The sequence below is a fragment of the Achromobacter xylosoxidans A8 genome, from assembly GCF_000165835.1.
GTDB lineage: Bacteria > Pseudomonadota > Gammaproteobacteria > Burkholderiales > Burkholderiaceae_B > Achromobacter > Achromobacter xylosoxidans_B.
In genome coordinates, this window is the sequence record NC_014640.1 from 4,400,389 (window position 1) to 4,426,192 (window position 25,804).

Genomic DNA, 25,804 nt, shown 5'->3' on the forward strand with positions numbered 1-25,804 from the left:
ATGCATAACGATACCCAGGGCGACACCCAGCGCCCCGCCGGCGCGCTCGCCGGCATGCGCGTGATCGAGCTGTCGCAGATCATGGCCGGCCCGACCTGCGGCATGATGCTGGCCGACATGGGCGCCGACGTCATCAAGGTCGAGAAGATCGACGGCGGCGACGACTCGCGCCAGTACCGCGACCCGCAGATCAACGGCATCTCGGCGCCCTACCTCATGCTCAACCGCAACAAGCGCGCCATCGCGCTGGACCTGAAGCACCCCGAGGGCAAGAAGGTGCTGCTGCGCATGATCCGCGATGCCGACGTGGTGACCGAGAACTTCCGCAAAGGCACGATGGAGAAACTGGGCCTGGGCTACGAACGGCTGCGCCAGGAGAACCCCGGCCTGATCTATTGCGCGGTATCGGGCTACGGCACCACCGGCCCCTATGCTGACAAGGGCGGTTTCGACCTGGTGGCGCAGGGCTTTTCCGGCCTGATGGCGATCACCGGCGAACCGGGCGGGCCGCCGCTGCGCACCGGCAATTCGGTCGCGGACATCAACGCCGGCCTGCTGGCGGCCTTCGGCGTGCTGGCGGCCTATCAGCACAAGCAGCGCACCGGCGAAGGCCAGATCGTGGAAACGTCGTTGCTCGAAGCCAGCTTGCAGCAACTGTACTGGCATGCCGCCATCTATTTCGGCAGCGGCGTGTCGCCCGGCCCCACCGGGTCGGCGCACGTGCTCAGTGCGCCGTACCAGGCGTTTCCCACTGCCACCGACTGGATCATCATCGGCGGCGCCAACGAGAAGAACTGGCAGCGCATCACTCAGGCGCTGGGCAAGCCGGAATGGGCCGAAGATCCGCGCTACGCGCGCAACCGCGACCGCATGCAGAACCGCGATCAGCTGGTGGAAGAAATGTCCGCCATCCTGAAGAGCCGCAGCGCGCAGGAATGGCTGGACGTTTTCGACGAGGCCGGCGTGCCTGCCGGACCGGTGCATTCGATCGCGCAGGCGTTGTCGCATCCGCAAACGCTGGCGCGCGGCATGGTGGTGGAACAGGATCACCCGGTGGCCGGCAAGGTGCGCACCGTGGGCATGCCCGTGAAGCTGTCGGCCACGCCCGCGCAATACCACCGCGCGGCGCCCAGGCTGGGCGAAGACACCATCGCGATCCTGGGAGAGTTCGGCTATGGCCAGCAGGAAATCGACGCACTGATCGAGGCTGGCGTGGTCACGGCTGTGGACCGTGAACGCGCATCGGTTTAGGGCATTTTTGGCGGAATTGCTGACGATCGGTTTTGTGAGGCGGGGTTCTTGAGTCGCCGGCGTCCGGACTGCGGGATTCCGATGCTCGCCCCAGTGGGGCTGCGCTTCGGATCCCTCCGCCCGGCCACCGGCTCAAGGCATCTGCCCATGAACGGATTCCGAAACCAATGCACTGGGCGACTGCCAGCCGAGGCTGCCCGGAGCCATCCGAAGCGCAGCCCCACTGGGGCGAGCATCGGAATGGCGCAGGGCGGCCTCGGCGGCTAAAGAACCCTGACGTCCGCAAGCTCGAAGCCCTGCCCCGCCCGCCCCCAAGATCCTGGCCGCGCCCTACTCAGACTCGCCCAGATAAGCCGCGCGCACCTTGGGATCGTGCAGCATGTCACCTGCGGGACCGGACAGGATGATCTCACCAGATTCCATCACGTAGCCGCGATGGCTGTTTTCCAGCGCCAGGCGTGCATTCTGCTCGATCAGCAGAATGGTGACGCCTTCGCTGGCGATGGTGCGCACCACCTCGAAGACCTTCTCCACCATCAGCGGCGCCAGGCCCATCGAGGGCTCGTCCAGCAGCAGCAGCTTGGGACGCGCGATCATGGCGCGGCCCATCGCCACCATTTGCTGTTCGCCGCCCGACAAGGTGCCGGCCGCCTGCTTGCGACGCTCGGCCAGGCGCGGGAACAAGGTGAAGACGCGGTCGGTGTCTTGGCGGATCTGGGCCGCGTCGCGGCGGATGTAGGCCCCCATCGCCAGGTTTTCCTCGATCGTGAGCTGGCCGAAGATGCCGCGTCCTTCCGGCACCATGACCAAGCCGCGGCGCACCAGTTCATGCGATTTCTGGCCGCCGACGGACTGGCCGCCGTAGACCACTTCGCCGCCCGCCAGCGGCACCAGTCCGCAGATGGCGCGCAGCGTGGTGCTCTTGCCGGCGCCGTTGGCGCCGATCAGGCAAACCAGCTCGCCTTGGTCCACGCGCAGGTCGATGCCGCGCACGGCGCGAATGCCGCCATAGGAAACCTGCAGGCCCCGCAATTCCAGTAGGGGTTGGGATACTGCCGTCATGCCGGGCGCTCCTGATGAATCTGCGGATCCTGCGCAGCGCCGGCGCCCAGATACGCTTCAATGACCTTGGGGTCGCGCTGCACCTGGGCAGGTTTGCCCATGGCCAACACCTTGCCGTATTCCAGCACCAGCACGCGGTCGCACAGGCCCATGACCAGCTTCATGTCGTGCTCGATCAAGAGCACGGTGACGCCGTCGGCGCGGATCTTTTCGACCAGCTTGCGCAGCACCACGGTTTCCGACGCGTTCATGCCGGCCGCCGGTTCGTCCAGCGCCAGCAGCTTGGGATCGGTGGCCAGGGCCCGCGCGATCTCCAGGCGCCGCTGGTCGCCGTAAGGCAGCGAGCGGGCGACGTCGTTGGCGCGGTGGCCGATGCCGACGTAGTCCAGCAATTCCTGCGCTCGCGCTTCCGTCGCGGCCTCTTCGGCACGCGTGCCGCGCGTGCGCAGCACGGCGCCGAACACGCCCGACTTGGTGCGCATGTGGCGGCCGATCATCACGTTTTCGATGGCGCTCAGGTTGGCGAACAGGCGGATGTTCTGGAAGGTGCGCGCCAGTCCGGCAAAGGCGACTTCATGCGGCTTCTTGCCGGACATGGATACGCCATTGAAGGTGCAGCTGCCCTCTTCCGGGATGTATAGGCCGGTCAGCACATTGAACAGCGTGGTCTTGCCCGCGCCGTTCGGACCGATCAGGCCGTAGATCTCGCCCTGCTCGATGTCGAAGCTGACGTCCGACAGCGCCTGCAGGCCGCCGAAGCGCTTGCCCAGTCCCTGGGCTTGCAGCAGTTTGCTCATGCCGCGCCTCCCTGGGTCTTGGTCGCCAATTCACGCTTGCGCACCGCCGACGGCCACAGGCCGGCCGGACGGAACAGCATCACGCAGACCATGGCCAAGCCGAACAACAGCATGCGTATGCCTTCGGGGTCCAGCACCACGGCGCCGAACAGCATGTGCTGCACGGGCTCGACCACGGCGCGCAGGAATTCCGGCAACGCGGCCAGGATCAACGCCCCCAGGATCACGCCCGGAATGTGGCCCATGCCGCCCAGCACCACCATGCACAGGATCGAGATGGATTCCATCAGCGAGAAGCTCTCGGGGCTGACGAAACCCTGCATCGACGCGAACAAGGCGCCCGCCACGCCGCCGAACGACGCGCCCATGGCGAACGCCAGCAGCTTGATGTTGCGGGTATTGATGCCCATGGCCTTGGCCGCGATCTCGTCTTCGCGGATCGCTTCCCAGGCGCGGCCGATGCGCGAATTCTGCAGGCGCACGCAGACCACCACGATGATCAGCGTGATCGCCAGCAGCAGGTAGTAGTACTTTTCCGGCCCGGTCACGCGCAGGCCCAGCAGGCTTTCCGTGCGGCCGAAGGCGAACTCGCCCACCTTGAAGGTATCGATGCGGTTGATGCCCTGCGGCCCGTTGGTGATGTTGACCGGCGCGTTCAGGTTGTTCAGGAAGATGCGGATGATTTCCCCGAAACCCAGGGTGACGATGGCCAGATAGTCCCCTCGCAGCTTGAGCGTGGGCGCCCCCAGCAGCACGCCGAACAGGCAGGCCACCGCCAGCGCGATCGGCAGGATCGCCCAGAACGGCAGGTGCAGGCCGAAGTGCGGCGAGGCCAGCAGCGCCCAGGTATAGGCGCCCACCGCGTAGAACGCGATGTAGCCCAGGTCCAGCAGCCCCGCGAAGCCCACCACGATGTTCAGGCCCAGCGACAGCATCACGTACAGCAGGGCGAAATTCAGGATGCGCACCCAGCTCTGGCCGGCCATGCCGATCACAAAGGGCAGCACCGCCAGCACCACGCCGATCAGCGCGATGCCGATCAGGTTGCGGGTGGAGAACCCGCTGCTTTTCAGGTTTGCGCTCATGCCCGGTCTCCCACGCGTTCGCCCAGCAGGCCGGACGGACGGAAGATCAGCACCAGCACCAGCACGAAGAACGCGAACACGTCCTGGTAGTGGCTGCCGAGGAAGCCGCCGGTCAAGTCGCCGATGTAGCCCGCGCCCAAGGATTCGATGATGCCCAGCAACAGGCCGCCCGCCATGGCGCCGACCAGGTTGCCGATGCCGCCCAGCACCGCGGCCGTGAAGGCCTTCAGGCCGAGCATGAAGCCCATGGTGTATTGCGACACGCCGTAGTAGGTGGCGACCATCATGCCGGCCACGGCGGCCAGCGCCGAACCGATCAGGAACGCCGCCGAAATCACGGTGTTGATGTTCACGCCCATCAGCCCGGCCACTTCGCGGTTCTGCGCGGTGGCGCGCATCGCCGTGCCCAGGCGGGTCTTGTGCACCACGGCCAGCAGCCCGCCCATGATCAGCGCCGCGATCACCACGATGGCGATCTGCAGCGAACTCATGCGCGCGCCTGCAATCTCGAACACCTGCGGCGACAGCACTTGCGGGAAGTTCAGATAGTTGCGGCCCCAGCCCATCATGGCCACGTTCTGCAGGATGATGGACACGCCGATGGCGGTGATCAGGGCAGCCAGGCGCGGCGCGCGGCGCAGCGGCCGGTAGGCGACGCGCTCGGCGGTCCAGCCCACGGCCATGCACAGCGGCACGGACACCAGCAGGCCGACGCCCAGCACCACGAAGGCCGAGGTCGAAGGATCGCCGCCCACCAGCGAGATGGCGATGGTCGTCGCCGCCATCGCGCCTATCATGACGACGTCGCCATGGGCGAAGTTGATCAGCCCGATGATGCCGTACACCATGGTGTAGCCCAGGGCGACCAGGGCGTACACGCTGCCTAGCGTGACGCCGTTAATCAGTTGTTGAATGAAGATATCCATAGGGGCCGCGGAATAAGCCTGGAAAAATCGCGCGGATCGCGCGGTGGCGGCCCTCGGGGCCTGCCACGGCGCCGCGCATGGCGCGCGCCCGGCGGCGCGCACGCTGCGATGCGGACGGGAAGCAGCTGCGCCGCCTCTCCGCCCCGGTCAAGCCGCCTTAGTTGGCTTGGCTGACCATCGTTTCAACCATCTCCCACTTGCCGTTCTTGACTTCGTAGATGGTGACCGAGATTTCCTTCAGGTCGCCCTTGGCGTCGTAGGAAATGTGCTCGCTGGTTGCGCCCTTGCGGTTCAGCTTGGCCAGGGCCGGCAGGTACTTCTCGGGCTTGGCCGAGCCGGCCTGCTCGATGGCGGCGATCATGTTCCAGGCGCCGTCATAGGCGTAGGGCGCATAGACGCCGGGGGCCTTCTTGAAGCGCGCCTGGTAGCGCTGCTCGAAGTCCTTGCCTGCCGCCATCTTGTCCAGCGGCACGCCGGCCAGCGAGGCGTAGGTGCCGTCGGCGGCGTCGCCAGCCAGCTTGATGAAGGTGTCGCTGCGGGTCATTTCGCCCGAGACCAGCGGCGCCTTCAGGCCCAGCGTCGCCAGTTGGCGCTTCATGGGACCGGATTGCGCGTCCAGGCCGCCGTAGAAAATGGCGTCGGGCGCGGAACCCTTGATGTTGGTCAGGATGGCGGTGAAGTCGTTGGCCTTGTCGGTGGTGTATTCGCGGCGCACGACCTGGCCGCCAGCGGCCTTGACGGCCTTTTCGACTTCGTCGGCCAGGCCCTGGCCGTAGGCGGTGCGGTCGTCGATGATCGCAACCTTCTTGGCCTTCAGGCTTTCCACCATGAACTTGCCGACCGCGGCGCCCTGCTGGGTATCGCTGGTCATCATGCGGAAGGTGGTTTCGTAGCCTTGCTTGGTGTATTCGGGCGACGTGGCCATGGCGATCTGGGGCAGACCGGCTTCATGGTAGACGCGCGAAGCGGGGATGGTCGTGCCCGAGTTGAAGTGGCCCAGGATGCCGACCACGTCCTGGTCGACCAGTTGCTGGGCGACCTGCACGCCGACGCGGGGATCGGCCTGGTCGTCGCGCGACACCAGCACGAACTTGGCGGTTTCGCCGTCGACCTTGATGCCCTTCTTGTTGGCTTCTTCCAGGGCCAGGTTCAGGCCGTTCTGCATGTCCTCGCCATAGTGCGACTGCGGACCGGTAAGCGGTGCGGCAAAACCGAACTTGACGTCGGCGGCCTGCGCGGAGGCGGCCATGCCGGCGGCGGCGATGCTGGCGGCGAGAAGCTTCAAAGTGGTGCGGAACTTCATGGGTATCCTCCGAGTGTCGGACTTAAGACCTTGTTATACCTGAGCTTTTAGCCAGGCCTTTGGTTTTTCACTACTGCAAGCCCGATGTAGCGGGAGCTTGCGCATGCATGTTCTGCAAAATCCGGAAGCCGGGTTGCGACTTCCGAATTTGAGGTGCGACCGGATTTTGCTTCCAGTGCAACCCCGCCCGATATTGGAGATAACCCTTGGATACCCAAAGGTTGCCCCCGGTCGCCCTCAACCTATGGTCATCAGGCTGGCGTTACCGCCCGCCGCCGCCGTGTTGACGCTGATGGATCGCTCCGTCAGCAGGCGCTCCGGCACATAGCCCGCGCCGGCCGCGATCGCGTCGGAAGTCAGACCATGTACCGACAGGATGGCGCCCGGGCGCTGGGCGATGCGCTGGTTCAGCGCCTGCAGCGCGTCGCCATCGCCTTCAAACAGCACGGCCTGGTAATCCGCCTGGTCGACCTCGTCGTCGGCCAGGATGCCCGCCTGCTCCTGCTGGCTGGCGTCCAGCGACGCCAGCAGCGCCTGCGCCGCGGGCGTGTCCGCGAACCAGGCGTGGTTGCCGGTGAGCTTGGCGACCGACCACTGCGCCCGCGCGCCGGCCTCGGTGGCAGCCACGCAATAGACCGCGCCGCGCGGCTCGACCATATAGGTGTTGGTCTCGCCGGTCGGCCCCGGCAGCGCAATGCGCTGCGGCAGCGGCGCCGCCGCGTCCAGCGCCGGCGGCAGTCCCGCCGGGCGCGTGCCCAGCAGCCGGTACATGTAGAGCGGACCGCCGGCCTTGGGGCCGGTGCCGGACAGGCATTCACCACCGAAGGGCTGCACGCCCACCACCGCGCCCACGATATTGCGGTTGACGTAGACGTTGCCCGCATGGACCTGGCCGGTCACGTGCGCAATGGTTTCGTCGATGCGGGTATGCACGCCGAAGGTCAGGCCGTAGCCGGTGCCGTTGATGGCGTCCAGCAAGGCATCCAGTTCGTCGCGCTTGTAGCGCACCACGTGCAGCACCGGGCCGAACACTTCGCGCGTCAGTTCGCTGACGTTGTCGATTTCGATGATGGTCGGCGGCACGAAGGTGCCGTGGCGGCATTCGCCGTTGAGCTCGACCTGATCCACGCGATGACCCGCGGTGCGCATCGTTTCGATGTGCCGCTGGATGCCGTTGCGCGCTTCGGTGTCGATCACGGGACCCACGTCTACCGACAAGCGGTCGGGATTGCCCACGCTCAGTTCGCGCATCGCGCCGCGCAGCATGGTCAGCACATGCTCGGCATTGTCTTCCTGCACGCACAGCACGCGCAGCGCCGAGCAGCGCTGGCCGGCCGAATCGAAAGCCGAGGTCAGCACGTCGAACACGACCTGCTCGGACAGCGCCGAGGAATCCACCACCATGGCGTTCTGGCCGCCGGTTTCGGCGATCAGCGGAATGGTGTGGCCGTGGTCGTCCAGGCGGTCCGCCAGCGTGCGTGCGATGATGCGCGCGACGTCGGTGGAGCCGGTGAACATCACGCCGCGCACGCCCGGATTGGCAACCAGCTGGGCGCCCACGGTTTCGCCGCGGCCCGGCAGCAGCTGCACGGCGCCTGCGGGCACGCCTGCCGCCCGCAGGATGGCCACGGCTTGCGCGGCAATCAGCGGCGTCTGTTCGGCCGGCTTGGCCAGCACCGTGTTGCCCGCGGCCAGCGCCGCCGCGATCTGGCCGGTGAAGATGGCCAGCGGGAAATTCCACGGGCTGATGCACAGCACGGTGCCCAGCGGGCGGTGCGTGTCGTTGCTGAATTCGGTTTCGGCCTGGTCCGCGTAGTAGCGCAGGAAGTCGACCGCCTCGCGCACTTCGGCGATGGCGTTAGGCAGCGATTTGCCGGCCTCGCGCACGATCAGGCCCAGCAGGGTCTGCATCTGCTCTTCCAGCAATTGCGCGGCGCGGCGCAGGCACTGGGCGCGTTCGGCCACCGGCGTGGATTGCCAGATCGGAGCGGCGTTGGCGGCGGCGCGCAGCGCGGCCTCGGCCTCGTCCGTCTGCGCCTCGACCACATGGCCCACCACATCGCGCAGATTGGCCGGGTTGCGAACTTCCATGGCGCGGGAAACATCCCAGGCTTCGTCGCCCTCGCCCAGCATGGGCCCGGCGCGCCACGGCATGCCGGCGCTGGCCAGCAGGGCCGCTGACAGCGAACCCAGGCGATGCTCGTTGCTCAAGTCCAGGCCGGCCGAGTTGGCGCGGGCGCCCTCTTGCAGATCGCCATAGAGTTCGCGCGGCAGCGGGATCTTCTCGTGCGGCGCGCCCAGCGGCACGATGCGCGCGGCGGCCTCAACGGGGTCGGCCACCAGGTGCTCGACCGGAATGCTCTCGTCGCCAATCAGGTTCACGAACGAGGTGTTGGCGCCGTTTTCCAGCAGGCGCCGCACCAGGTAGGCCAGCAAGGTTTCATGGGTGCCGACCGGCGCGTAGATGCGGCAGGGACGGTTCAGCTTGCCCTGGGACAGCGGACCCACGACTTCGTCATACAGAGGTTCACCCATGCCGTGCAGACACTGGAACTCGTACTGGCCCGGGTAGTAGTTCTGGCCGGCCAGTTGATAGACCGCGGCCAGGGTGTAGGCATTGTGCGTGGCGAATTGCGGGTACACCGCCTCGGGCGCGCCCAACAGCTTGCGGGCGCAGGCCAGGTAAGCCACGTCCGTGTAGAGCTTGCGGGTATAGACCGGATAGCCCTCCAGGCCGTCGACCTGGGCGCGCTTGATCTCGCTGTCCCAATAGGCGCCCTTGACCAGTCGCACCATCACGCGGTGGCGGCTGCGGCGGGCCAGGTCGATCACGTAGTCGATCACGAAGGGCGCCCGCTTCTGGTAGGACTGGATGACAAACCCGATGCCGTTCCAGCCGTCCAGCTCGGGCTCGAAACAGAGTGCCTCCAGCAGGTCCAGGGAAATTTCCAGGCGGTCCGCTTCCTCCGCGTCGATGTTCAAGCCGATGTCGTAGCTGCGCGCCAGCACGGTCAGCGCCTTCACGCGCGGCAGCAGCTCGGCCATCACGCGTTCACGCTGGCCGCGCGAATAGCGCGGGTGCAGCGCCGACAGCTTGATCGAGATGCCCGGACCTTCATAGATGCCGCGGCCGGCGGCAGCCTTGCCGATGGCATGGATGGCCTGTTCGTACGAGGCGTAATAACGGTCCGCGTCCTCGGCCGTGGTGGCGGCCTCGCCCAGCATGTCGTAGGAATAGCGGAAGCCGCGGGCTTCCATCTTGCGGTTGTTGGCCAGCGCTTCGGAGATGGTCTGGCCCGACACGAACTGCTCGCCCATCATGCGCATGGCCATGTTCACGCCCTTGCGCACCAGCGGTTCGCCGCCCTTGCCGATCAGGCGGGTCAGCGCCTTGGACAGCGACTGTTCGCTGCTCACGGCCACCAGCTTGCCCGTGATCATCAGCCCCCAGGTGGCGGCGTTGACGAACAGCGATTGCGAGCCGCCCATGTGCGACTTCCAGTCGCCGCGGGCAACCTTGTCGCGGATCAGCGCGTCGCGCGTGGCGCGGTCGGGAATGCGCAGCAGCGCTTCGGCCAGGCACATCAGCGCCACGCCTTCCTGGCTGGACAGCGAAAACTCCTGGATCAGCCCTTCCACCCCGCCGCCGCTGCGCTTGCCGCGCAGCTTCTTGACCAGGTCGGCGGCCATGGCATGGATCTTTTCCAGATTGGGCATGCGGGCCTGGCCCAGCAGTAGCGGCACGCACTCGGGCTCGGGACGCCGGTAGGCGGCGGTGATGGCCGCGCGCAGCACCGACTGCGGTTGCACGTCCTGACCGAACTCGTAGAACGGTGGGGTGGGCGCCGCATGGCCCTCACCCGCTTCGTCCTCACCGCCTGCATCCATGCCCAGGTGGGACATCTCGGCGGGCAGGTGGCCGCGCTCGATCTTGTCCAGGTAGGAAAGGATCGCCTGCTTGTGCAGCCAATGCGGCGTGCAGTTGAGTTTTTGCGCGGCGGCCTTCAGCCGGTCGCGGAGCGCGTCGTCGACTTTAACGCCTAGGGTCGTGCTGGCCATAAGAGATTGCTTCCTGTCGCATGGCAAAGGTGATACCAGGCCCTAGCGGGACCCGGTATGGGTAGGACCGTATGCTAGACAGGTTGCAACTTGGTTTGCACTATGGTTAACCCTAGGTTAACCAATTGAGATAAAGCGGAATTTTGGGCTGGCGCGTGCAGCGCTTGCGCCAGCCCGTTCTCCTGCGCGCGGCCCTCAGTCCTTGAGCGCCGCGCAACCCAGCATCTGGACCGAAGCCGATCCCGCCGGGGTCTGCCCGCGGATGGCCGAGGCCATGGCGCCGGCCAGGCTGACCACGGCGCGCTGCTGCGCGGCGATCAGCGCGGGCACGCCCTCTTCCGTCACCGGTTCCGTGACCACGCTGCGGCACAACAGGCCGGAACCCTTCATATTGACCGGCCGCACGCGCCAGGTCGCATCCAGCTGGGCCATGCGGCCCGATTCCAGCTCGAAACGCTGCACATCGGTCTGCACGCGCCAGACCGCGGCGCCCGGCCCCGGCTTGACCAGTTGCACGTCCAGCGCGCCAAGCTCGCGCTTCAGCGCGTCCGACAGCGCGCCCCGCAGTTCGTCGCCCAATGGCGAGCTCCAGCGCTCGGAGTAGAGCGCGGCCAGGCTGCCCTCGCCGGTGCGGACCATCAGTTGCGGCTGATCCGCCTGCGTCGAAATGTTGACCGGCTGCACTTCGATCAAGAAGTTGGCCGGCGCCACCCCAGCCCCCGGGGCCTGCGCTGCCGGCACCTGCAAGGTGTGGTACTGCACGGGCGCCGAGGAACCGCAGCCGGCCAGCGCGGCGGTCAATGCCAGCAAGGACAGGACAGGACGCAAACGCGGCGTCAACCTGCCTGCGGACCGGGGCTGCCCGGAACTGGGGTGCGCCTGACCAGCGCGGGGGAATGGGCGTCTATTCATGGGTTTCAGTTCCTGACAGGACCGGCGCCGGGGATCGGGTCTGGGCCGCGGCCGCGCAACAAGGCCTCGGGGTTGGCTTGCAGGAAGTCGGCCAGGGCGCGCAGCGAACGAGCCGCGCGGCCCAGTTCCTGCATCGCCTTTTCCGTATTGACCGGCAAGGAAGCGTCGGAGGCCAGCAGCGCGTTGACCTGCGCCATCGATTCCTTGGCCTGCTTGAGCATGTTCTGCGCTTCGGGCGCGACCTGCTTGTCCAGGCGGTTCATCAGCTTGGAGGTGCTGGCCAGCGTGGTGCGCAAGTCTTCGCCGATCTTGTCGAACGGGATCTTCTCGATCTTGGCGACGATGTTGCTGATCTGCTGCTGGAGCTGATCCAGGTTGCCAGGCACCGTCGGGATCATGGCCGGGTCCGACAGCTTGAATTCGACCGGCTTGGCGTTCGGGAAGTCGTCCAGCGCCACGTACAGCTGGCCGGTCAGCAGATTGGCGGTGCGCAACTGCGCGCGCAGGCCATGCTTGATCATGCCGCCCAGCAAGCGGTTGCCCGCGGCGTCGCCGTCCTTCACGGCGCGCTCGCGCACTTCGTCGAACACGCGGCCCAGGCGCTCCGGATACAGGGTGGCATCCACCAGCGAGTAGAAGCGCTTGGCGATCGGATCGAAATCCATGTTGATCTGCGTCACGTTGCCCAGCGTGATGCCGCTGAAGTCGATCGGCGCGCCCACCGTCAGGCCGCGGATCGACTGGTCGAAACGCATCCGGATCGGGAAAGCCTCGCCGTCCGGATTGGCCTTAGCGGCCGTCTCGGTCGGGTACAGGTCGAACTGGGCATCGGCTTGCGCCGGCTTGCCGGCGTCGCGCGCGCTGATGACCGGTTCGAACGCGACACCGCCCACCGCCATCGATACCAGCGATTGCGTGCGTACCTTGAGGCCATCGGCATTGACGCTGAAATCCACGCCGCTGGCGTTCCAGAAGCGCGTGCCCTGGGTCACGAACTTGTCGTTGGGCGCGTCCACGAACACCTCGACGTTCACGGCCTTGCCGGTCTCGTCGAGCGCGTAGCCGATCACGCGGCCGACGTTGATGCGGCGGAAATACACGGGCGAGCCGATGTCCAGGGACCCCAGATCGGACGCCTTGAGCTTGAAGCGCTTGCCGGCGCGGTCGTGCGTGACCGCTGGCGGGACTTCCAGGCCCTCGAACTGCAGCTTGGTGGCCTTCTTGGAACTGTCCTTGCCTTCGACCGCGTCCACGCCGATATAGGCGCCAGACAGCAGCGTCCCCAGGCCGGACACGCCGCTCACGTCCAGGCGCGGACGCACCACCCAGAAGTTGGTGCCTTCGCGCGCCAGGTCCGAGACATCCTTGGACAGTTCGGCCTGCACCACCACCTTGGTACGGTCTTCGTTGAAGCCGATGGACCGCACCGTGCCGATGTTCACGTCCTTGTAGCGCAGCTGGGTCTTGCCGACTTCCAGCCCTTCGGCCGTGTAGAATGAAATGGAGATGTCAGGCCCTGCCTGCATCCAGGTCCGCACGACCAGCGACAGGCCCATCAGGGCCGCCACGATGGGCACCAGCCAGATCCATGAAATCCGGCTCTTCTCCTTGCGCGAGATCGCGGGTGAGGCAAACTTCTCTTCACCGGATCCGGGTGCTTGCTCGGACATCTACTATTCCTTGTTCGTGGGCCGAAGCCGCGGCGCTTCCTAGCCCAATTCCTTGCCGGCCACGGGCGCCGCCTGGCGCCCGCCCTCCACCGGTGGCGATTCTATTTCACTTTGATCTTCAAGGTCCCAGCTGCGGCGCAGGTCGAAGCTCATGGCGGACAGCATGGTCAGGATCACGACCACGCCAAAGGCCGCCGCGCCCGCACCAGCGCTGATCTCCATCAAGCCCTGGAAATCGGCCAGGGCCGCCAGCAATATAACGACAAAAACGTCCAGCATCGACCATTGCCCGATGAACTCGACCATTTGATACAAGCGTGTGCGCGGACGCAGATTGGTGGTGCTGCGCCATTGCTCGGTCAGCAGCAGCAGGATGAGCGCCAGCAGCTTGGTCAGCGGCACCGCCACGCTGGCGATGAAGACGATCAGCGCGATATCCCATGAACCCATTTCCCAGAGTTCGACCACGCCGCCCAGGATGGTGTGGGCGCTGTCGCCCAGCACGGAACGGACCTGCATCACCGGCAGCACGTTGGCGGGAATGTAAAACACCACGGCCGCCAGCAGCAGCGCCCAGGTGCGCGCCAGGTGGTCCGGCTTGCGGTAGTGCACCTGCGCCTCGCAACGCACGCAGTGATGTTCTTCTTCCGGATTGGCTGCCCGCGGCACGGCCTGCACCTGGCCGCATACATGGCATCCGGTCAGGACGCTGTCCGGCCCGGCTTGCGGCACATGCACGGGCACCACGCCCACGCTCTCGGCATAACGCCACAGCACGTGTGGCGACAGGCGCCCCAGCATCGTCAATAGAATGGTCAGAAGGCCGAACGCGCCCAGGCCTATGCCCGGCGCCACCGCCGCCATGCCGGCCAGCTTGACCACCGCCACCAGCACACCCAGCAGAAACACCGGAATCATGCACCAGGGCCGCAGCGCGCCCAACAGGCGCATCGCAGTCCGAAAACCCGCGGGCTCGCGGCCGCGCGAGAGCGGCCCCAACACCCACAGCAGGACGCTCAGCTGCAGCAAGGGCAGCACGAAACCCGCCAAGCCCGTCATGATGGCAACCACCCAGTGGTCCTGCCGCCAGGTGATAGAAATGGCGTCCAGCAAGGAGGCTTGCTGCACCATGCCCTGCACGGCCATGGACGCGACGGGATAGGCATTGGCCACCCCGAACACGATGAGGGCGGAAATGGCGAGCGCTAGCCAATTGGACAAAGTAAGCCCGCTGTAGCGCCACAAGGTGGCACCGCAGCGGGCGCAATTGGCGGTCTCTCCAGGTTCAAGCTGATGCCGGCGATAGATGCTTGCGCAGTGTTCGCACTCGATCAGCGGCTGGCGGTCCGCGGTCATTGAGTCGCCTAATCGACCAGTTCGACTTCCTGTTTGTCAGGCGCATCCGACGAGGGCGGCTTGCCGCTATCGTCGAAGTCCAACTTGACCTTGCCTTCCTCGTCCAGGTCCACCGTAACCGTGCCGCCGTCGACCAGCTTGCCGAACAGCAGCTCGTCGGCCAGCGCGCGCCGGATGGTGTCCTGAATGAGGCGCTGCATGGGGCGTGCGCCCATCAGCGGATCGAACCCTTCCTTGGCGAGATGTTCACGCAGCGTGGTGGTGAAGATCGCTTCCACGCGGCGCTCGTGCAACTGGTCTTCCAGCTGCATGAGGAACTTGTCCACCACGCGCAGGATGATTTCGCGGTCCAGCGGCGCGAACGGAATGATCGCGTCCAGGCGGTTGCGGAACTCGGGCGTGAACATGCGGCGGATTTCCGCCATTTCGTCGCCCACCACGCGCGAATTCGCGAAACCGATGGACGGACGGTTCAAGGTTTCGGCGCCCGCATTGGTCGTCATGATGACGATGACGTTGCGGAAGTCCGCCTTGCGGCCGTTGTTGTCGGTCAGCGTGCCGTGGTCCATGACCTGCAGCAGGATGTTGAACACATCCGGGTGCGCCTTTTCGATTTCATCGAGCAGCAGCACGCAATGCGGCTGCTTGGTGATGGCCTCGGTCAGCAGGCCGCCCTGGTCGAAACCGACATAGCCCGGAGGCGCGCCGATCAGGCGCGACACCGCGTGCCGTTCCATGTATTCCGACATGTCGAAACGCAGCAGCTCCACGCCCAGCGTGAACGCCAGCTGGCGGGCGACCTCGGTCTTGCCCACGCCGGTGGGGCCGGAGAACAGGAAGGCGCCGATCGGCTTTTCCGGCTTGCCCAGGCCCGAACGCGCCATCTTGATGGCGGCGGACAGGGCCTCGATGGCGTTGTCCTGGCCGAACACCACGGTCTTCAGGTCGCGGTCCAGCGTCGCCAGCTTGCTGCGGTCATCGTTGGAGACGGACTGCGGCGGAATACGCGCGATCTTGGACACGATGTTCTCGATGTCCACCTTGCCGATCACCTTCTTCTGGCGCGAGCGCGGCAGCAGGCGCTGCGCAGCGCCGGCCTCGTCGATCACGTCGATGGCCTTGTCCGGCAGATGGCGGTCATTGATGAAGCGCGCCGACAATTCGGCCGCGGCCGACAGGGCGGCAGCCGAGTAGCGCACGCTGTGGTGCTCCTCGAAGCGGCTCTTCAGGCCGCGCAGGATCTGCACGGTCTGCTCGACGCTGGGTTCGGCCACGTCGATCTTCTGGAAACGGCGCGACAGCGCATGGTCTTTTTCAAAGACGCCGCGGTACTCGGTGTAGGTGGTGGCGCCGATGCACTTGAGCTGCCCGGACGACAAGGCCGGCTTCAAGAGGTTGGACGCGTCCAGCGTGCCGCCGGAAGCCGAACCGGCGCCGATCAGCGTATGGATTTCGTCGATGAACAGAATGGCGTCGGGGTTGCCGCGGATCTGCTTGAGCACGCCCTTCAGGCGCTGTTCGAAATCGCCGCGGTACTTGGTGCCAGCCAGCAAGGCGCCCATATCCAGCGAAAAGACCTGGGCGGCCTGCAGGATTTCGGGCACTTCGCCGCGCGTGATGCGCCAGGCCAGGCCTTCGGCGATCGCGGTCTTGCCCACGCCGGCCTCGCCAACCAGCAGCGGGTTGTTCTTGCGGCGGCGGCACAGCACCTGGATCACGCGCTCGACTTCGTGCTCGCGCCCGATGAGGGGATCGATGCGGCCCGCCAGCGCGGCGGCGTTCAGGTCGGTGGCGTACTGGTCCAGCGGCGACTGACGCGATTCGCCCTGTTCTTCACCATTGGTCTGCTGCTCTTTCTGCACGGCGGCGGACTCCACCTGGGGCTGTTTGGTAATGCCATGCGACAGAAAATTGACGACGTCCAGCCGCGTCACGCCCTGCTGTTGCAGGTAGTACACGGCGTGCGAATCCTTTTCGCCGAAAATGGCCACGAGCACGTTGGCGCCGGTGACCGGCTTCTTGCCGGTGCCGCCCGCCGATACGTGCATGATGGCGCGCTGGATCACACGCTGGAAACCCAGCGTGGGCTGCGTGTCGACCTCGGCGCCGCTTGGGATCACCGGGGTGTTCTCCGAAACGAACTGGCGCAGGTTGCGGCGCAGGTCATCCAGGTTGGCGGCGCATGCGCGCAGCACTTCAACGGCCGAAGCGTTGTCGAGCAACGCCAGCAGCAGATGCTCGACGGTAATAAATTCATGCCGGGCCGAACGGGCCTCGACGAAAGCCATATGCAGGCTGACTTCAAGCTCTTGAGAAATCACGCTTCCTCCGTAACGCATCGAAGCGGGCAAATACACGATTCATATTCTATGCCGATCATGGCGTAACGCCAGCGATTTCAAAAACCACTCTATCGTGGCGGCCTTGCGTATCCATGACGGTAAGCGTATATCGGCCGTCCATGGCCAGCACTAATTTAAACGGATGACCCGACGCGCCGTGACCCACCACGCGCCCGTCCAGCATCCACCATACTTCGCCTTCTGTTCCTTGCACGTCCACATCCAGCGCCACTTCGCGCCCGCCCGGCACGGGCCGCAGCACCGAACCGCTGGCCACCCCGCCCAGACGCAAGGGTCCGCGCGAAGCGTCGGCGTAGCCGGCAAAAGACGGCGGCGCCGTTTCATTCAGCACCCAGGCTGCGCGCTGCTCCGGACATACGCCGGATGGCACGCTGCCGAGCTTGTAACCCAGGGGCCAGCAAGTCACCGCGGCCTGCACCGTTTCGGGCCTGACGCGGACCTGTTGGGCGCCTTCGGGCAAGGCCGCCACGATATCCTGCAGTAGCGGCGCCGCCACGTTGGCCCCGAAAAATCCAGGGTTGGGCGTGCCGTCCGGACGGCCGACCCAGACGCCCATCGTCCACCTGTCGGTCACTCCGACGGCCCAGGCGTCCCGGAATCCGAAACTTGTCCCGGTTTTCCAGGCCAGTTGCCGCGCCGGACTGCCCGACTGGTAGAACGGCCGGTCCGGATGGCCGCCGCTCTCCAGGATGTCGCGGACGATCCAGGCCGCCCCAGGACTCATCATACGGGACTCGACCTTCGCCTGCTCCGGCCGCAGGCGGGGCCGTCCGGAGACGCCACCGCGGGCCAAGGCCCGGTAAGCGCCCACCAGTTCTTCCAATGTGGTGCCGCCCCCGCCCAAAATCAAGCTCAAATTCGGTTCGGCGCCCGCAGGCAAACGTAACCGTACCCCGCCGGCCAGCATGACCGAGGCAAAACTGCTGGGCCCGACACGGTCCAGCAGGTCCACCGCCGGGACGTTGAGCGAGCGCTGCAGGGCCTGCGCCACGCTGATCGGGCCGGCAAACGCTGCCTGGAAATTGCCGGGCGCGTAGCCGCCAAACGACATCGGCGCATCCATCAGCAAGCTTTCGGAGTGGATCAGGCCCTCGTCGAGCGCCTGGGCATACAGGAAGGGCTTGAGGGTGGAGCCTGGCGAACGCACGCCGCGCACCATGTCCACGTGGGCAGCGCGGCTATCGTCGGAAAAATCCGCGGAGCCCGCGTAGGCCTTGACCTCCAGCGTATCGTTGTCCATCACCAACACGGCCATCGACACCTTGGGCGGCAAGCCGTCCACCCGGTCCTGAAGCATGCGCTCCACCGCGGCCTGCATATCCGCGTCCAGGGTGGACGTGACCACCGCGGGCCGCTCGCCGGGGCGCCGGCCGGCGCTGCGCTGACTGCCCGCCTCCTGCAGCAGGCGCTGCGCGGCCAGGGGCGCCAGCCAGCGCGCCCGCAGCGGCGGCGCGACCACGTTCTCGATCTTGGCGTCGGCCACCTCCGCAGGGGTCCAGCGGCCGAGTTCGACCATGCGGTCCAGCACCTTGTCGCGCGCGGCCTGCGCGGCCTCCGGATGGCGGTCGGGACGCAGGCGCGACGGCGCCTGCGGCAAGGCGGTCAACATCGCCGCTTCGGCCGGGCTCAGGTCGCGCGCCGGCTTGCCCAGCCACAGGCGCGAGCCCATTTCCACGCCCTCCACGATGCCGCCCATGGGCGCGTGGGTCAGATACAGCGACAGGATCTCGTCCTTGCTGTAGTGCATTTCCAGCTGGATCGCACGCCAGGCCTGCCGCAGCTTGGCCGACATGGAGCGCGAAGGCTTGCCGGCCAATTCCGGATCGATCAGCCGTGCGACCTGCATGGTCAGGGTGGAGCCGCCCGAGACGATGCGGCGGTTGGTGGCCCACTGCCAGCCAGCGCGCGCCATTGCCACCGGATTGACGCCCGGGTGCCAGTAGAACCAGCGGTCCTCGTAGGTCAGCAGCGTTTCCAGATAGCGCTCAGACACCTGGTCGGGCGTGACCGGATAGCGCCAGATGCCGTCGCGGCTGGGATAGTTGCGCAGCGGCGTGCCGTCGGCGGCCACGACGACCGCCGCGCCGCCCGAATCCACGGCCGGCAAGGGATAAAGGCGGTCGAGCGTGAATAACGACGCGGCCAGCGCAAACAACGCGCTGGCCGCGAAGATTCCGCGCCGCCGCCAGCGGCGGGCGCTCGAGGCGCCCGCCACGGGGGTGGCGGCGGGGTTCAAGGACGCTTGGCGCCGCGGTCGCGGATCTCTACCGTGCTCCATTGCTCGCCTACGCCCCGGATTTCAGGCCGGTACATGTCCTCGGCCACCGTCGACGGCACCGCGTAGCGGCCCGGCGTCACGACGCGCACCAGATAGAACACGTCCACCTTGCCGCGTCCCAGCGACACCGCGGCCACATAGCGGTCGTCGCGGAACTCGCGGTGCTTGATGTTGGGATCGGACATGGCTTCGGCCACGCGGCGTCCGCCGATCGTCCATTCCTGCATCTCGGGGCTTTGCGACAGGTTCAGGTTTTCGACTTCAAAACCCGCCGGCACGCGGTCCACCAGCAAGCCATCCGGAATGTTCTGGTTGGCGCTGGCCTGCACCCACACCACCAGCATGTCGCCGGTCTGCAGGCTGCCGCCATCCCACGGACGGCCGTCCGGACGGTACCAGCCGCGCTTGAGCTGGATGATGTCGCTGCGCGGCGCGGGCGTGGCGGTCGGGCTGCCCTGGATGTCGTACTCGACGAACAGGGCTTGGCTGCCGGTGTTCAGCAGTTGCGTGCCCGCCAGATCGGCCGCCGACAGCGACACGCTCTGGTCGCTCTTGCCGCCGACCAGCGGCTTGCTGACGCCGTTGACGGTCAGCGTGGCCGACCAGGGCGTGGACTTGTCGCCGCCCAGTGCGCGAGCCGTCAACAGCAGGGCCATCTGCTCTTGCGTCGACAGGTACGAGCGGTTGCCCAGACGGCTGGCCAATTGCGTCAGCAGATTTTCCAGGCGCTCATGGCGCAGCTCATACTTGTTGGCGATCGCATAGGCCAGCGCGTAGTCGCGCACGCTGCTGCCGTAGTCGCCCAGCCAGTCGTCGTAGTAGCCGGAATTGCGGCGCGCGTTGAGTCCGTACTCGCGCGCCATGGCCTGGTCGAGCGCACTCTTCATGCGCCCTTCGTCGCCCATCAGCTTGAACGCGGCCGCCAGCTGAATCAGCGGCAGCGGCGAGCGGGCACGCTCCTGGTAGTTGTCGTACAGCTGGCGCACCGTGGACAACGGCGCCTTCTTGTCGCGCGCCAGCGCCAAGGCGGCAGTGGCCAGGCCGGCGAAGCGGCGGTGGTCTTCCCGCAGGATGCTGGCGTCGTTGGCGTCGTAGCGTCCGGACTCGAGGTTGCGCTTCAGGTTGGCCGACCAGGTGCCGAACGCGCCGGAGCTCTGCTGCACCTGCTCCAGCAGCCACTGGCGCGAACGGTCCAGCGATGCCTCGGGCACCTCGAAACCGTTGTCGCGGGCGTCCTGCAGGAAGCCGACGGCATAGGCCGTCAGCCACACGTCGCGCGAGGACGAGCTGCTCCACAGGTTGTAGGAACCGACGGCGTTGCGCATGCCGGCCAGGCGGCCGATCGCGCCAGCCACCTTGGCGTCGCGCTCGGCCTTGGTGCGCGGCTTGAGGCCGAACTGCTTGGCCGCTTCCTCATCCAGCATGACCCACGGCAGCGTCGCGCTGATGGTCTGTTCGGTGCAGCCGTAGGGATAGTTGAGCAGCCCCTCGACCAGGCGGTTGACGTTGATCGGCGGACGGTTCGAGACCGTCATGCTGACCGTGGTCGAATCCGGGTAGTAGGAAGCCACCCACGACGCCTGCGGCGCATTGGCTTCGCCCGGACCCACGCGCAAGCGGCGTACCTGGCGCTCGGCCGCGTAGGCCGGTTGCACCTGCAGCACGGATTCGCGCACGATGTGCACGGGCTTGCCGCCGCCCTGCCCGTCGACGGTCAGGCGCATCAGGCCCAGGCCGTACGAACCGGTAGTCGTGGCGGTGAAGCGCAGCGTGGTGCGCTGCTTGTCCTTCAAGGTCACGGTCTTGACGCCGTCGACGATGCCCAACGGATCCAGCGCTTCCAGCTTGACCGTCACCTTCTGCTCGGCGCCGCTCATGTTGGTCAGGTCCAGCGCGATCGCGGCCTGGTCGCCCGGCGTGATGAAGCGCGGCGTATTCAGCTCGGCAACGATGGGCGCCGCCACCACCATTTCGGTGTCGGTGCTGCCGTAGTTGTCCGGCGTGAAGGCCACGGCCATCAGGCGCAGCGTGCCGTTGAGGTCGGGCAGATCCAGCGGAATATCCGCCTCGCCTTGCTCATTCAGCGTGACCGGACCGGAGAACAGGTCCACCAGCTTGACCTTCTTCGGCAGGCTCTTGCTGTCGCCGCGCATGGCGGCGTCGCCGCCCCACTTCAGCTTGCCCTTGGTGCCGTCCATCTTCTCGATCAGCTTGCCGTACATGTCCAGCAATTCGGGCGCGTAGCGATGCTTGCCGAAGAAGTAGTCCAGCGGATCGGGCGTCTTGTACTGGTTGATGTTGAGGATGCCCACGTCCACCGCCGACAGGGTCACGGTGGCCTGCTTGCCCTGGGCGCCGTCGACCTTGACGCGCACGGTCGCCTTGGTTTCGGGCACCGCCTTGGGCGGCGCGGTCAGCTTGACGTCCAGCTTGCGGTCGCCGCTGGCGATCGGCAGGAAGGTCAGGCCCAGCGCGCGCGCCGGGGTCACGCGGTCGCCTTCGCTGCCGGGACGGAACACGGCGGCGGCGATGTACAGGTCGTGGCGCTTCCAGCTCTTGTCGACCGGAATCTCGACCTGCGTGCCCGTCGCTTTCACGGCCACCCAGGTGGACCACAGCATGCGGTCGCCTTCGACAGTGATGAGCGCCTGGCCGTCATGCGGCGGCGTCAGGGTCAGCTTGACCGTGTCGCCCGGTTTGGCGGGAACACCTTCGAGCTTCATCTGCACGCGGTCAGGGCGATTGCCCATGGAGTCGGCGTCCTGCGCGTTCCAGCCGGCGTAGAAGCGGTAGCGCAGGGTCTGGCCGGTTTCGGGATCGGCGATCTCCAGGCGGTAGCGGCCCCACTTCACAGGGACGGTCAACTGGGCGCGGTCATTCAGCGCGATCTCGCGCGAATCCAGCAATTCGTCGGTTTCTGTGTAGCCGCTGTTCCAGCCGCGCTGGTCGTCGAAACGCCAGTAGTACTGGCGCTCTTCGCGGTACAGGCGCATCTGCGCCTGCGCCAGCGGCGCAATCTCGCCCTGGGCGTCCACGCGCAGCACTTCAAAACTGGCAGGCGCGCCTTCGCGGGCCACGTCGCCGTCAAATTGCGGACGCACGGCGATCAGGCGGTCGGCGGGCCAGACGCTGCGCTCGATCGAGCGCACCACCGGACGGCCGCCCGATTCGAGCAGGCTGGCCGATACGCGAACCTTCATCGGCGAACGCGTGCCGCCGGTGCGCGGGTCGACCTCGAGCTGGCCATGGCCCTTGTCGTCCAGGGCCGCTTCGGGCAATTCCTCGAAATGGCGGCGGCTATCGTCGGCCACGTCGCCGAAGATAAAGCCGGGCCATTGCTGGGGCAGCGCAAAACGGTCGCGCTTGACCTGGAAGCTGGAGAGCAGGCGGTTGCCGGCGGCGGGCGCGCCGTAGAGATAGTCGCCCTGCACGTCGATGGTCAGCGTTTCCTCCGGCGACAGCACTTCCTGGTCGGAGGTCAGCGCCATCTTCATGCGTTCGGGCAGGAATTCCTCGACCTGGAACTTCCAGGACGCGTCCGGCGCGCGCGACGCGGGGTCCACGCGCAGTTCGAGCATCCAGGTACCGGTTTGCGCGTCCAGCGGCAGATCGATGCTGCGTTCGATGTAGCCGGGCAGATCTTTCTTGGGCTGCCACAGGGTGGTCAGCACCGTGCGGCCGTCGGGACGCTTGATGGTGGCGGTCAGGGGCGACGGCGCCAGCATGCGGCCGTCCAGGTCGCGCGGCAGGACCGACACGTTGAAGGTTTCGCCGGGGCGGTACAGATTGCGGCCGGCGTAGACGAACAAGTTATTGGGGCGCGAAACGTGGCCGCCGGTGTCGAATTCCGACAGGTCCAGGGCGGGTTCGCCCAGGGCCAGCACCGTCATTTCCTTGTCGCGCGAGGCGCGGATGACGCGCGCATTGGCGAAGCTGCCATCAAAGCGCACATGGCCCTGGCCATCGGCGGCGGCCTTGGCCAGCGACTTGCCGGCGCCGTCCACCAGTTCGAACACGGCGCCCGAGATGGCGGTGCCGCTCTTCAGCGACACGGAATAGGCTTCGATGCGGTCGCTGTAGCGGCGCGCGTGCAGGCCGATGTCGCTGACGTAGAAATACGTCACCTGGTATTCGTAACGGAAACGGCCGGGCTGGCTCATCACCGCGACATAGATGCCGGGTTCCTGCAGTTCCTTGATGCCTTCGACCGGCAGGAAGGTGACATGGCGGCGGTTGGGCTTGTCGTCGGTAACGAAACGGCCTTGATAGACGCTGGTCGTCAGCGAGTTCAGGCGGTCCAGATCCCAGTTGCTGACCGAGCCTTTCAGGCTGCGGTTGTCGGAATAGCGCCAGCCGTCCTCATCGTTGCCACCATCGTCTTCCTCATCGGCGGAGGCGCCGGTATTGCGGCCAATGCCCAGCACCGTGTCGAACAGTTCGGGCACGCGCTCCGGCGACACGCGCAGGAATTGCACGTCCACTTCGGACACGTTCACCGTGGCCACGGGCAGACCGCCGTTTTGGCCGGCCGGCAGCACCACGCCGCGGCTGGCGAAATAGAACGAAGGTGGCATGGCCTGCGTGCTCACCTCGCAATTCGAGGCTTCCGCCAGCTTGACCCCTGCGCCCGCGCCGGGCAGCCCGGCGCGCACCGAAATCGCGTAGGAACGCTGCGGCTGCACGTAGGGGAAATAGACCATGCGGGGGTTGTCGCCGACCACCCAACTGCCCTTCAGGATCTTGCCTTTGGGCGCCGAGTCGCCCGGCCGTACCGAGGCAGGCTGATCGCCGCTGGTGGCGGACGATTCATGGTCCTGGTCGCTAGCCGTGCCCGTGTCGGTCACCTGCAGAAAGCTGTCCAGGTTGGACTTGGCGTCCACCGGCTGAGTGAAAGTCACCGCGAGCGCCAAGGTATCGTTGTACTGGCGCGGCTGGCAGGAAAGCGCCGCGAAGGGATCGGCCGCGCCGACCACCGCGCTGGCGGGCAACGCCGGTTTGGCGTCGCCACCCGTCGGAGCCGCAGGCTGCGACACGACGGCTGGCGCCGGGTTGGCGGGCTGACGCTCCTTGCCCATCCACCAGCCCACGCCGATGGCGCCGGCCAATACCACGACCCCGGCTGTCGCCAGCCAGGCCTTGCTGATCTTTCCACTCACGGTAAATCTCCCGCTCACTCAAATATTCAGACGCACCGCCCCTTAGCGGCGGAGCTGCCGACCTGATCATTCCGCGCGCTTCTCGGGTACGCGGATACTGCATTTCAAAATAACCGGACAACACAACGCCGCCATGACAGGCGGCGCATCAAATGCTGGGTTCAGACGGGTTCCATCACGCATTGCAGAGGGTGCTGGCGCGCCCGCGCGTACTGGGCCACTTGCGCGATGCGCGTCGCGGCGAGGTCGCGGGGATATACCCCGCAAACACCACGCCCTTCGTGATGCACCTGCAACATGATCCTCGTCGCCTCTTCGTGATTCTTATTGAAGAACTTTTGCAGTACTTTCACGACGAATTCCATCGGGGTGTAGTCGTCGTTCAGCAGCAGGACCTGATACATCGGAGGCGGCGCGGCGCGCGCCGGAGCCTTCTCGACGGCCAAATCATGCTGGGTATCCAAGGTAGAACTCATAGGGCCGCTATTCTATTTAAACTGGGGACGGCTAGCGTGCAACTTACGGAAAATTACACGTAGAAATGCGTAGTTTCCATACTTGACGCCGCAAAGAAAAGCGGCGCATTATCCACGCATTCTGGGGTTTTCAACTCATCGAAAATCTGCCAGGAAGCCGGAGGGGGGACAGGGGTCTAGGCCGCGATGCCCTTCGTCAACATACGATTCAATGAGGCAGTCCGCATGTCTGATACGACCGCAACCGCCGTCCAAGGGGACAATCCCAAATCGACGGGCACCGTCAAATGGTTCAACGATGCAAAGGGGTTTGGCTTCATTACGCCCGACGACGGCGGTGAAGATCTGTTCGCCCATTTTTCGTCCATCCAGATGAATGGTTTTAAAACCCTGAAGGAAGGCCAGAAAGTCGCCTTCGAGATTATTCAGGGGCCCAAAGGCAAACAGGCGCTTAATATCACGGCTGCCTGAGTTACCCTTAAAGCGCAACGGTAAGGTTGCGCCATTATTCAGGCGGGGCTTTCGAGCCCCGCCTTGTTATTTTTCATTCATTGCGCCAGGTCATGCCCAAGAACGCCGTTTTAATTCCTGTCAGCCTCACGTTGTTCAAGACAGCGTTCTTCAGAAACCTCCTGCCGAAAGCCCTGGCCCCCGCCCTCGCCGCCATCGCGATGGCCCTGCCCGCAGCGGCTGGCGCGCAGCAGACTGGCCCGCAAGCGCCTCTGCCCACCACCCAGCTATCGGCTGGCATCCATATTATCCGCGCAGAAGTCGCCAACACGGAAGCGACCCGCCGCGACGGCCTGATGTTCCGCAAGGAGCTGCCCGGCAACGACGGCATGCTGTTCGTGTTCGAACAGCCCGACGTGCAGTGCTTCTGGATGCGCAACACCCTCCTGCCGCTCTCGATTGCCTTTATCGCCGACGACGGCACGATCGTCAACATCGAGGACATGGCGCCACAGACCGAAGATCCGCATTGCGCCAAGAAGCCGGTGCGCTACGCCCTGGAAATGGCCCAGGGCTGGTTCGAGCAGCACGGCATCAAGGCCGGCAAGAAGCTGGACGGCCTGCCCTGAAACAGCCCGCCGGCAGATATGAAAAGGGAGC

At 66.1% G+C, this 25,804-nt stretch carries 16 protein-coding genes; 3 read left to right on the forward strand and 13 right to left on the reverse strand.

Going from position 1 to position 25,804, the window contains the following annotated elements:
* On the forward strand, positions 1-1,251 hold the full coding sequence (locus AXYL_RS20395) for a CaiB/BaiF CoA transferase family protein (RefSeq protein ID WP_013394750.1): 1,251 nt from the start codon (positions 1-3) through the stop codon (positions 1,249-1,251).
* 330 nt (positions 1,252-1,581) lie between these two features.
* Here AXYL_RS20395 and AXYL_RS20400 read toward each other — a convergent pair whose 3' ends face one another.
* The 13 genes from AXYL_RS20400 to clpS form a co-directional block, all read right to left on the reverse strand.
* A complete protein-coding gene (locus tag AXYL_RS20400; RefSeq protein WP_013394751.1) occupies positions 1,582-2,313 on the reverse strand; it encodes an ABC transporter ATP-binding protein in 732 nt (243 codons plus the stop codon).
* Entirely contained in the window at positions 2,310-3,110 is an 801-nt protein-coding gene (locus AXYL_RS20405; RefSeq protein WP_013394752.1) for an ABC transporter ATP-binding protein, read from the reverse strand. Before AXYL_RS20405 ends, AXYL_RS20400 begins: the two co-directional genes overlap by 4 nt.
* Positions 3,107-4,195 carry an ABC transporter permease subunit gene (locus AXYL_RS20410; protein ID WP_013394753.1) on the reverse strand — a complete coding sequence of 363 codons (1,089 nt, stop codon included), beginning with the start codon at positions 4,193-4,195 and terminating at the stop codon, positions 3,107-3,109. The genes AXYL_RS20405 and AXYL_RS20410 overlap by 4 nt, the downstream gene beginning before the upstream one ends.
* Positions 4,192-5,121: a branched-chain amino acid ABC transporter permease gene (locus AXYL_RS20415; RefSeq protein WP_013394754.1), complete on the reverse strand. Its 930-nt coding sequence runs from the start codon at positions 5,119-5,121 to the stop codon at positions 4,192-4,194. The genes AXYL_RS20410 and AXYL_RS20415 overlap by 4 nt, the downstream gene beginning before the upstream one ends.
* A gap of 157 nt (positions 5,122-5,278) precedes the next feature.
* Positions 5,279-6,424, reverse strand: coding sequence for a branched-chain amino acid ABC transporter substrate-binding protein (locus AXYL_RS20420; protein WP_013394755.1), 1,146 nt, complete (start codon positions 6,422-6,424; stop codon positions 5,279-5,281).
* Positions 6,425-6,661: 237 nt separating this feature from the next.
* The gene (gene putA / locus AXYL_RS20425; protein WP_013394756.1) at positions 6,662-10,483 is read right to left on the reverse strand and encodes a trifunctional transcriptional regulator/proline dehydrogenase/L-glutamate gamma-semialdehyde dehydrogenase; all 3,822 of its coding nucleotides are present in this window, start codon (positions 10,481-10,483) and stop codon (positions 6,662-6,664) included.
* Positions 10,484-10,678: 195 nt separating this feature from the next.
* Positions 10,679-11,395 carry a membrane integrity-associated transporter subunit PqiC gene (locus AXYL_RS20430; RefSeq protein ID WP_013394757.1) on the reverse strand — a complete coding sequence of 239 codons (717 nt, stop codon included), beginning with the start codon at positions 11,393-11,395 and terminating at the stop codon, positions 10,679-10,681.
* 5 nt (positions 11,396-11,400) lie between these two features.
* Positions 11,401-13,065, reverse strand: a complete 1,665-nt coding sequence (locus AXYL_RS20435; RefSeq protein WP_013394758.1) for an intermembrane transport protein PqiB — start codon at positions 13,063-13,065, stop codon at positions 11,401-11,403.
* Between the two features lie 39 nt (positions 13,066-13,104).
* The gene (locus tag AXYL_RS20440) at positions 13,105-14,421 is read right to left on the reverse strand and encodes a paraquat-inducible protein A (protein ID WP_013394759.1); all 1,317 of its coding nucleotides are present in this window, start codon (positions 14,419-14,421) and stop codon (positions 13,105-13,107) included.
* 8 nt (positions 14,422-14,429) lie between these two features.
* A complete protein-coding gene (gene clpA / locus AXYL_RS20445) occupies positions 14,430-16,742 on the reverse strand; it encodes an ATP-dependent Clp protease ATP-binding subunit ClpA (protein WP_013394760.1) in 2,313 nt (770 codons plus the stop codon).
* A gap of 55 nt (positions 16,743-16,797) precedes the next feature.
* Complete coding sequence (gene pbpC, locus AXYL_RS20450; protein WP_013394761.1) at positions 16,798-19,020, reverse strand: penicillin-binding protein 1C; 2,223 nt, start codon at positions 19,018-19,020, stop codon at positions 16,798-16,800.
* A complete protein-coding gene (locus AXYL_RS20455; protein WP_080551084.1) occupies positions 19,017-24,218 on the reverse strand; it encodes an MG2 domain-containing protein in 5,202 nt (1,733 codons plus the stop codon). The genes pbpC and AXYL_RS20455 overlap by 4 nt, the downstream gene beginning before the upstream one ends.
* 161 nt (positions 24,219-24,379) lie before the next feature.
* The gene (gene clpS / locus AXYL_RS20460; protein ID WP_006383989.1) at positions 24,380-24,694 is read right to left on the reverse strand and encodes an ATP-dependent Clp protease adapter ClpS; all 315 of its coding nucleotides are present in this window, start codon (positions 24,692-24,694) and stop codon (positions 24,380-24,382) included.
* Between the two features lie 225 nt (positions 24,695-24,919).
* Here clpS and AXYL_RS20465 point away from each other — a divergent pair, with 225 nt between their 5' ends.
* Positions 24,920-25,165 (forward strand): cold-shock protein, encoded by a 246-nt coding sequence (locus AXYL_RS20465; protein WP_006220277.1) that lies wholly within the window; start codon positions 24,920-24,922, stop codon positions 25,163-25,165.
* Positions 25,166-25,365: 200 nt separating this feature from the next.
* Positions 25,366-25,773 carry a DUF192 domain-containing protein gene (locus AXYL_RS20470; RefSeq protein WP_148260723.1) on the forward strand — a complete coding sequence of 136 codons (408 nt, stop codon included), beginning with the start codon at positions 25,366-25,368 and terminating at the stop codon, positions 25,771-25,773.
* Positions 25,774-25,804 lie beyond the last annotated feature (31 nt).

Coding starts and splice junctions, on each gene's coding strand:
- AXYL_RS20395 (WP_013394750.1), top strand. CDS start 1: ATGCATAACGATACCCAGGGCGACACCCAGCGCCCCGCCGGCGCGCTC.
- AXYL_RS20400 (WP_013394751.1), bottom strand. CDS start 2,313: ATGACGGCAGTATCCCAACCCCTACTGGAATTGCGGGGCCTGCAGGTT.
- AXYL_RS20405 (WP_013394752.1), bottom strand. CDS start 3,110: ATGAGCAAACTGCTGCAAGCCCAGGGACTGGGCAAGCGCTTCGGCGGC.
- AXYL_RS20410 (WP_013394753.1), bottom strand. CDS start 4,195: ATGAGCGCAAACCTGAAAAGCAGCGGGTTCTCCACCCGCAACCTGATC.
- AXYL_RS20415 (WP_013394754.1), bottom strand. CDS start 5,121: ATGGATATCTTCATTCAACAACTGATTAACGGCGTCACGCTAGGCAGC.
- AXYL_RS20420 (WP_013394755.1), bottom strand. CDS start 6,424: ATGAAGTTCCGCACCACTTTGAAGCTTCTCGCCGCCAGCATCGCCGCC.
- putA (WP_013394756.1), bottom strand. CDS start 10,483: ATGGCCAGCACGACCCTAGGCGTTAAAGTCGACGACGCGCTCCGCGAC.
- AXYL_RS20430 (WP_013394757.1), bottom strand. CDS start 11,395: ATGAATAGACGCCCATTCCCCCGCGCTGGTCAGGCGCACCCCAGTTCC.
- AXYL_RS20435 (WP_013394758.1), bottom strand. CDS start 13,065: ATGTCCGAGCAAGCACCCGGATCCGGTGAAGAGAAGTTTGCCTCACCC.
- AXYL_RS20440 (WP_013394759.1), bottom strand. CDS start 14,421: ATGACCGCGGACCGCCAGCCGCTGATCGAGTGCGAACACTGCGCAAGC.
- clpS (WP_006383989.1), bottom strand. CDS start 24,694: ATGAGTTCTACCTTGGATACCCAGCATGATTTGGCCGTCGAGAAGGCT.
- AXYL_RS20465 (WP_006220277.1), top strand. CDS start 24,920: ATGTCTGATACGACCGCAACCGCCGTCCAAGGGGACAATCCCAAATCG.
- AXYL_RS20470 (WP_148260723.1), top strand. CDS start 25,366: ATGGCCCTGCCCGCAGCGGCTGGCGCGCAGCAGACTGGCCCGCAAGCG.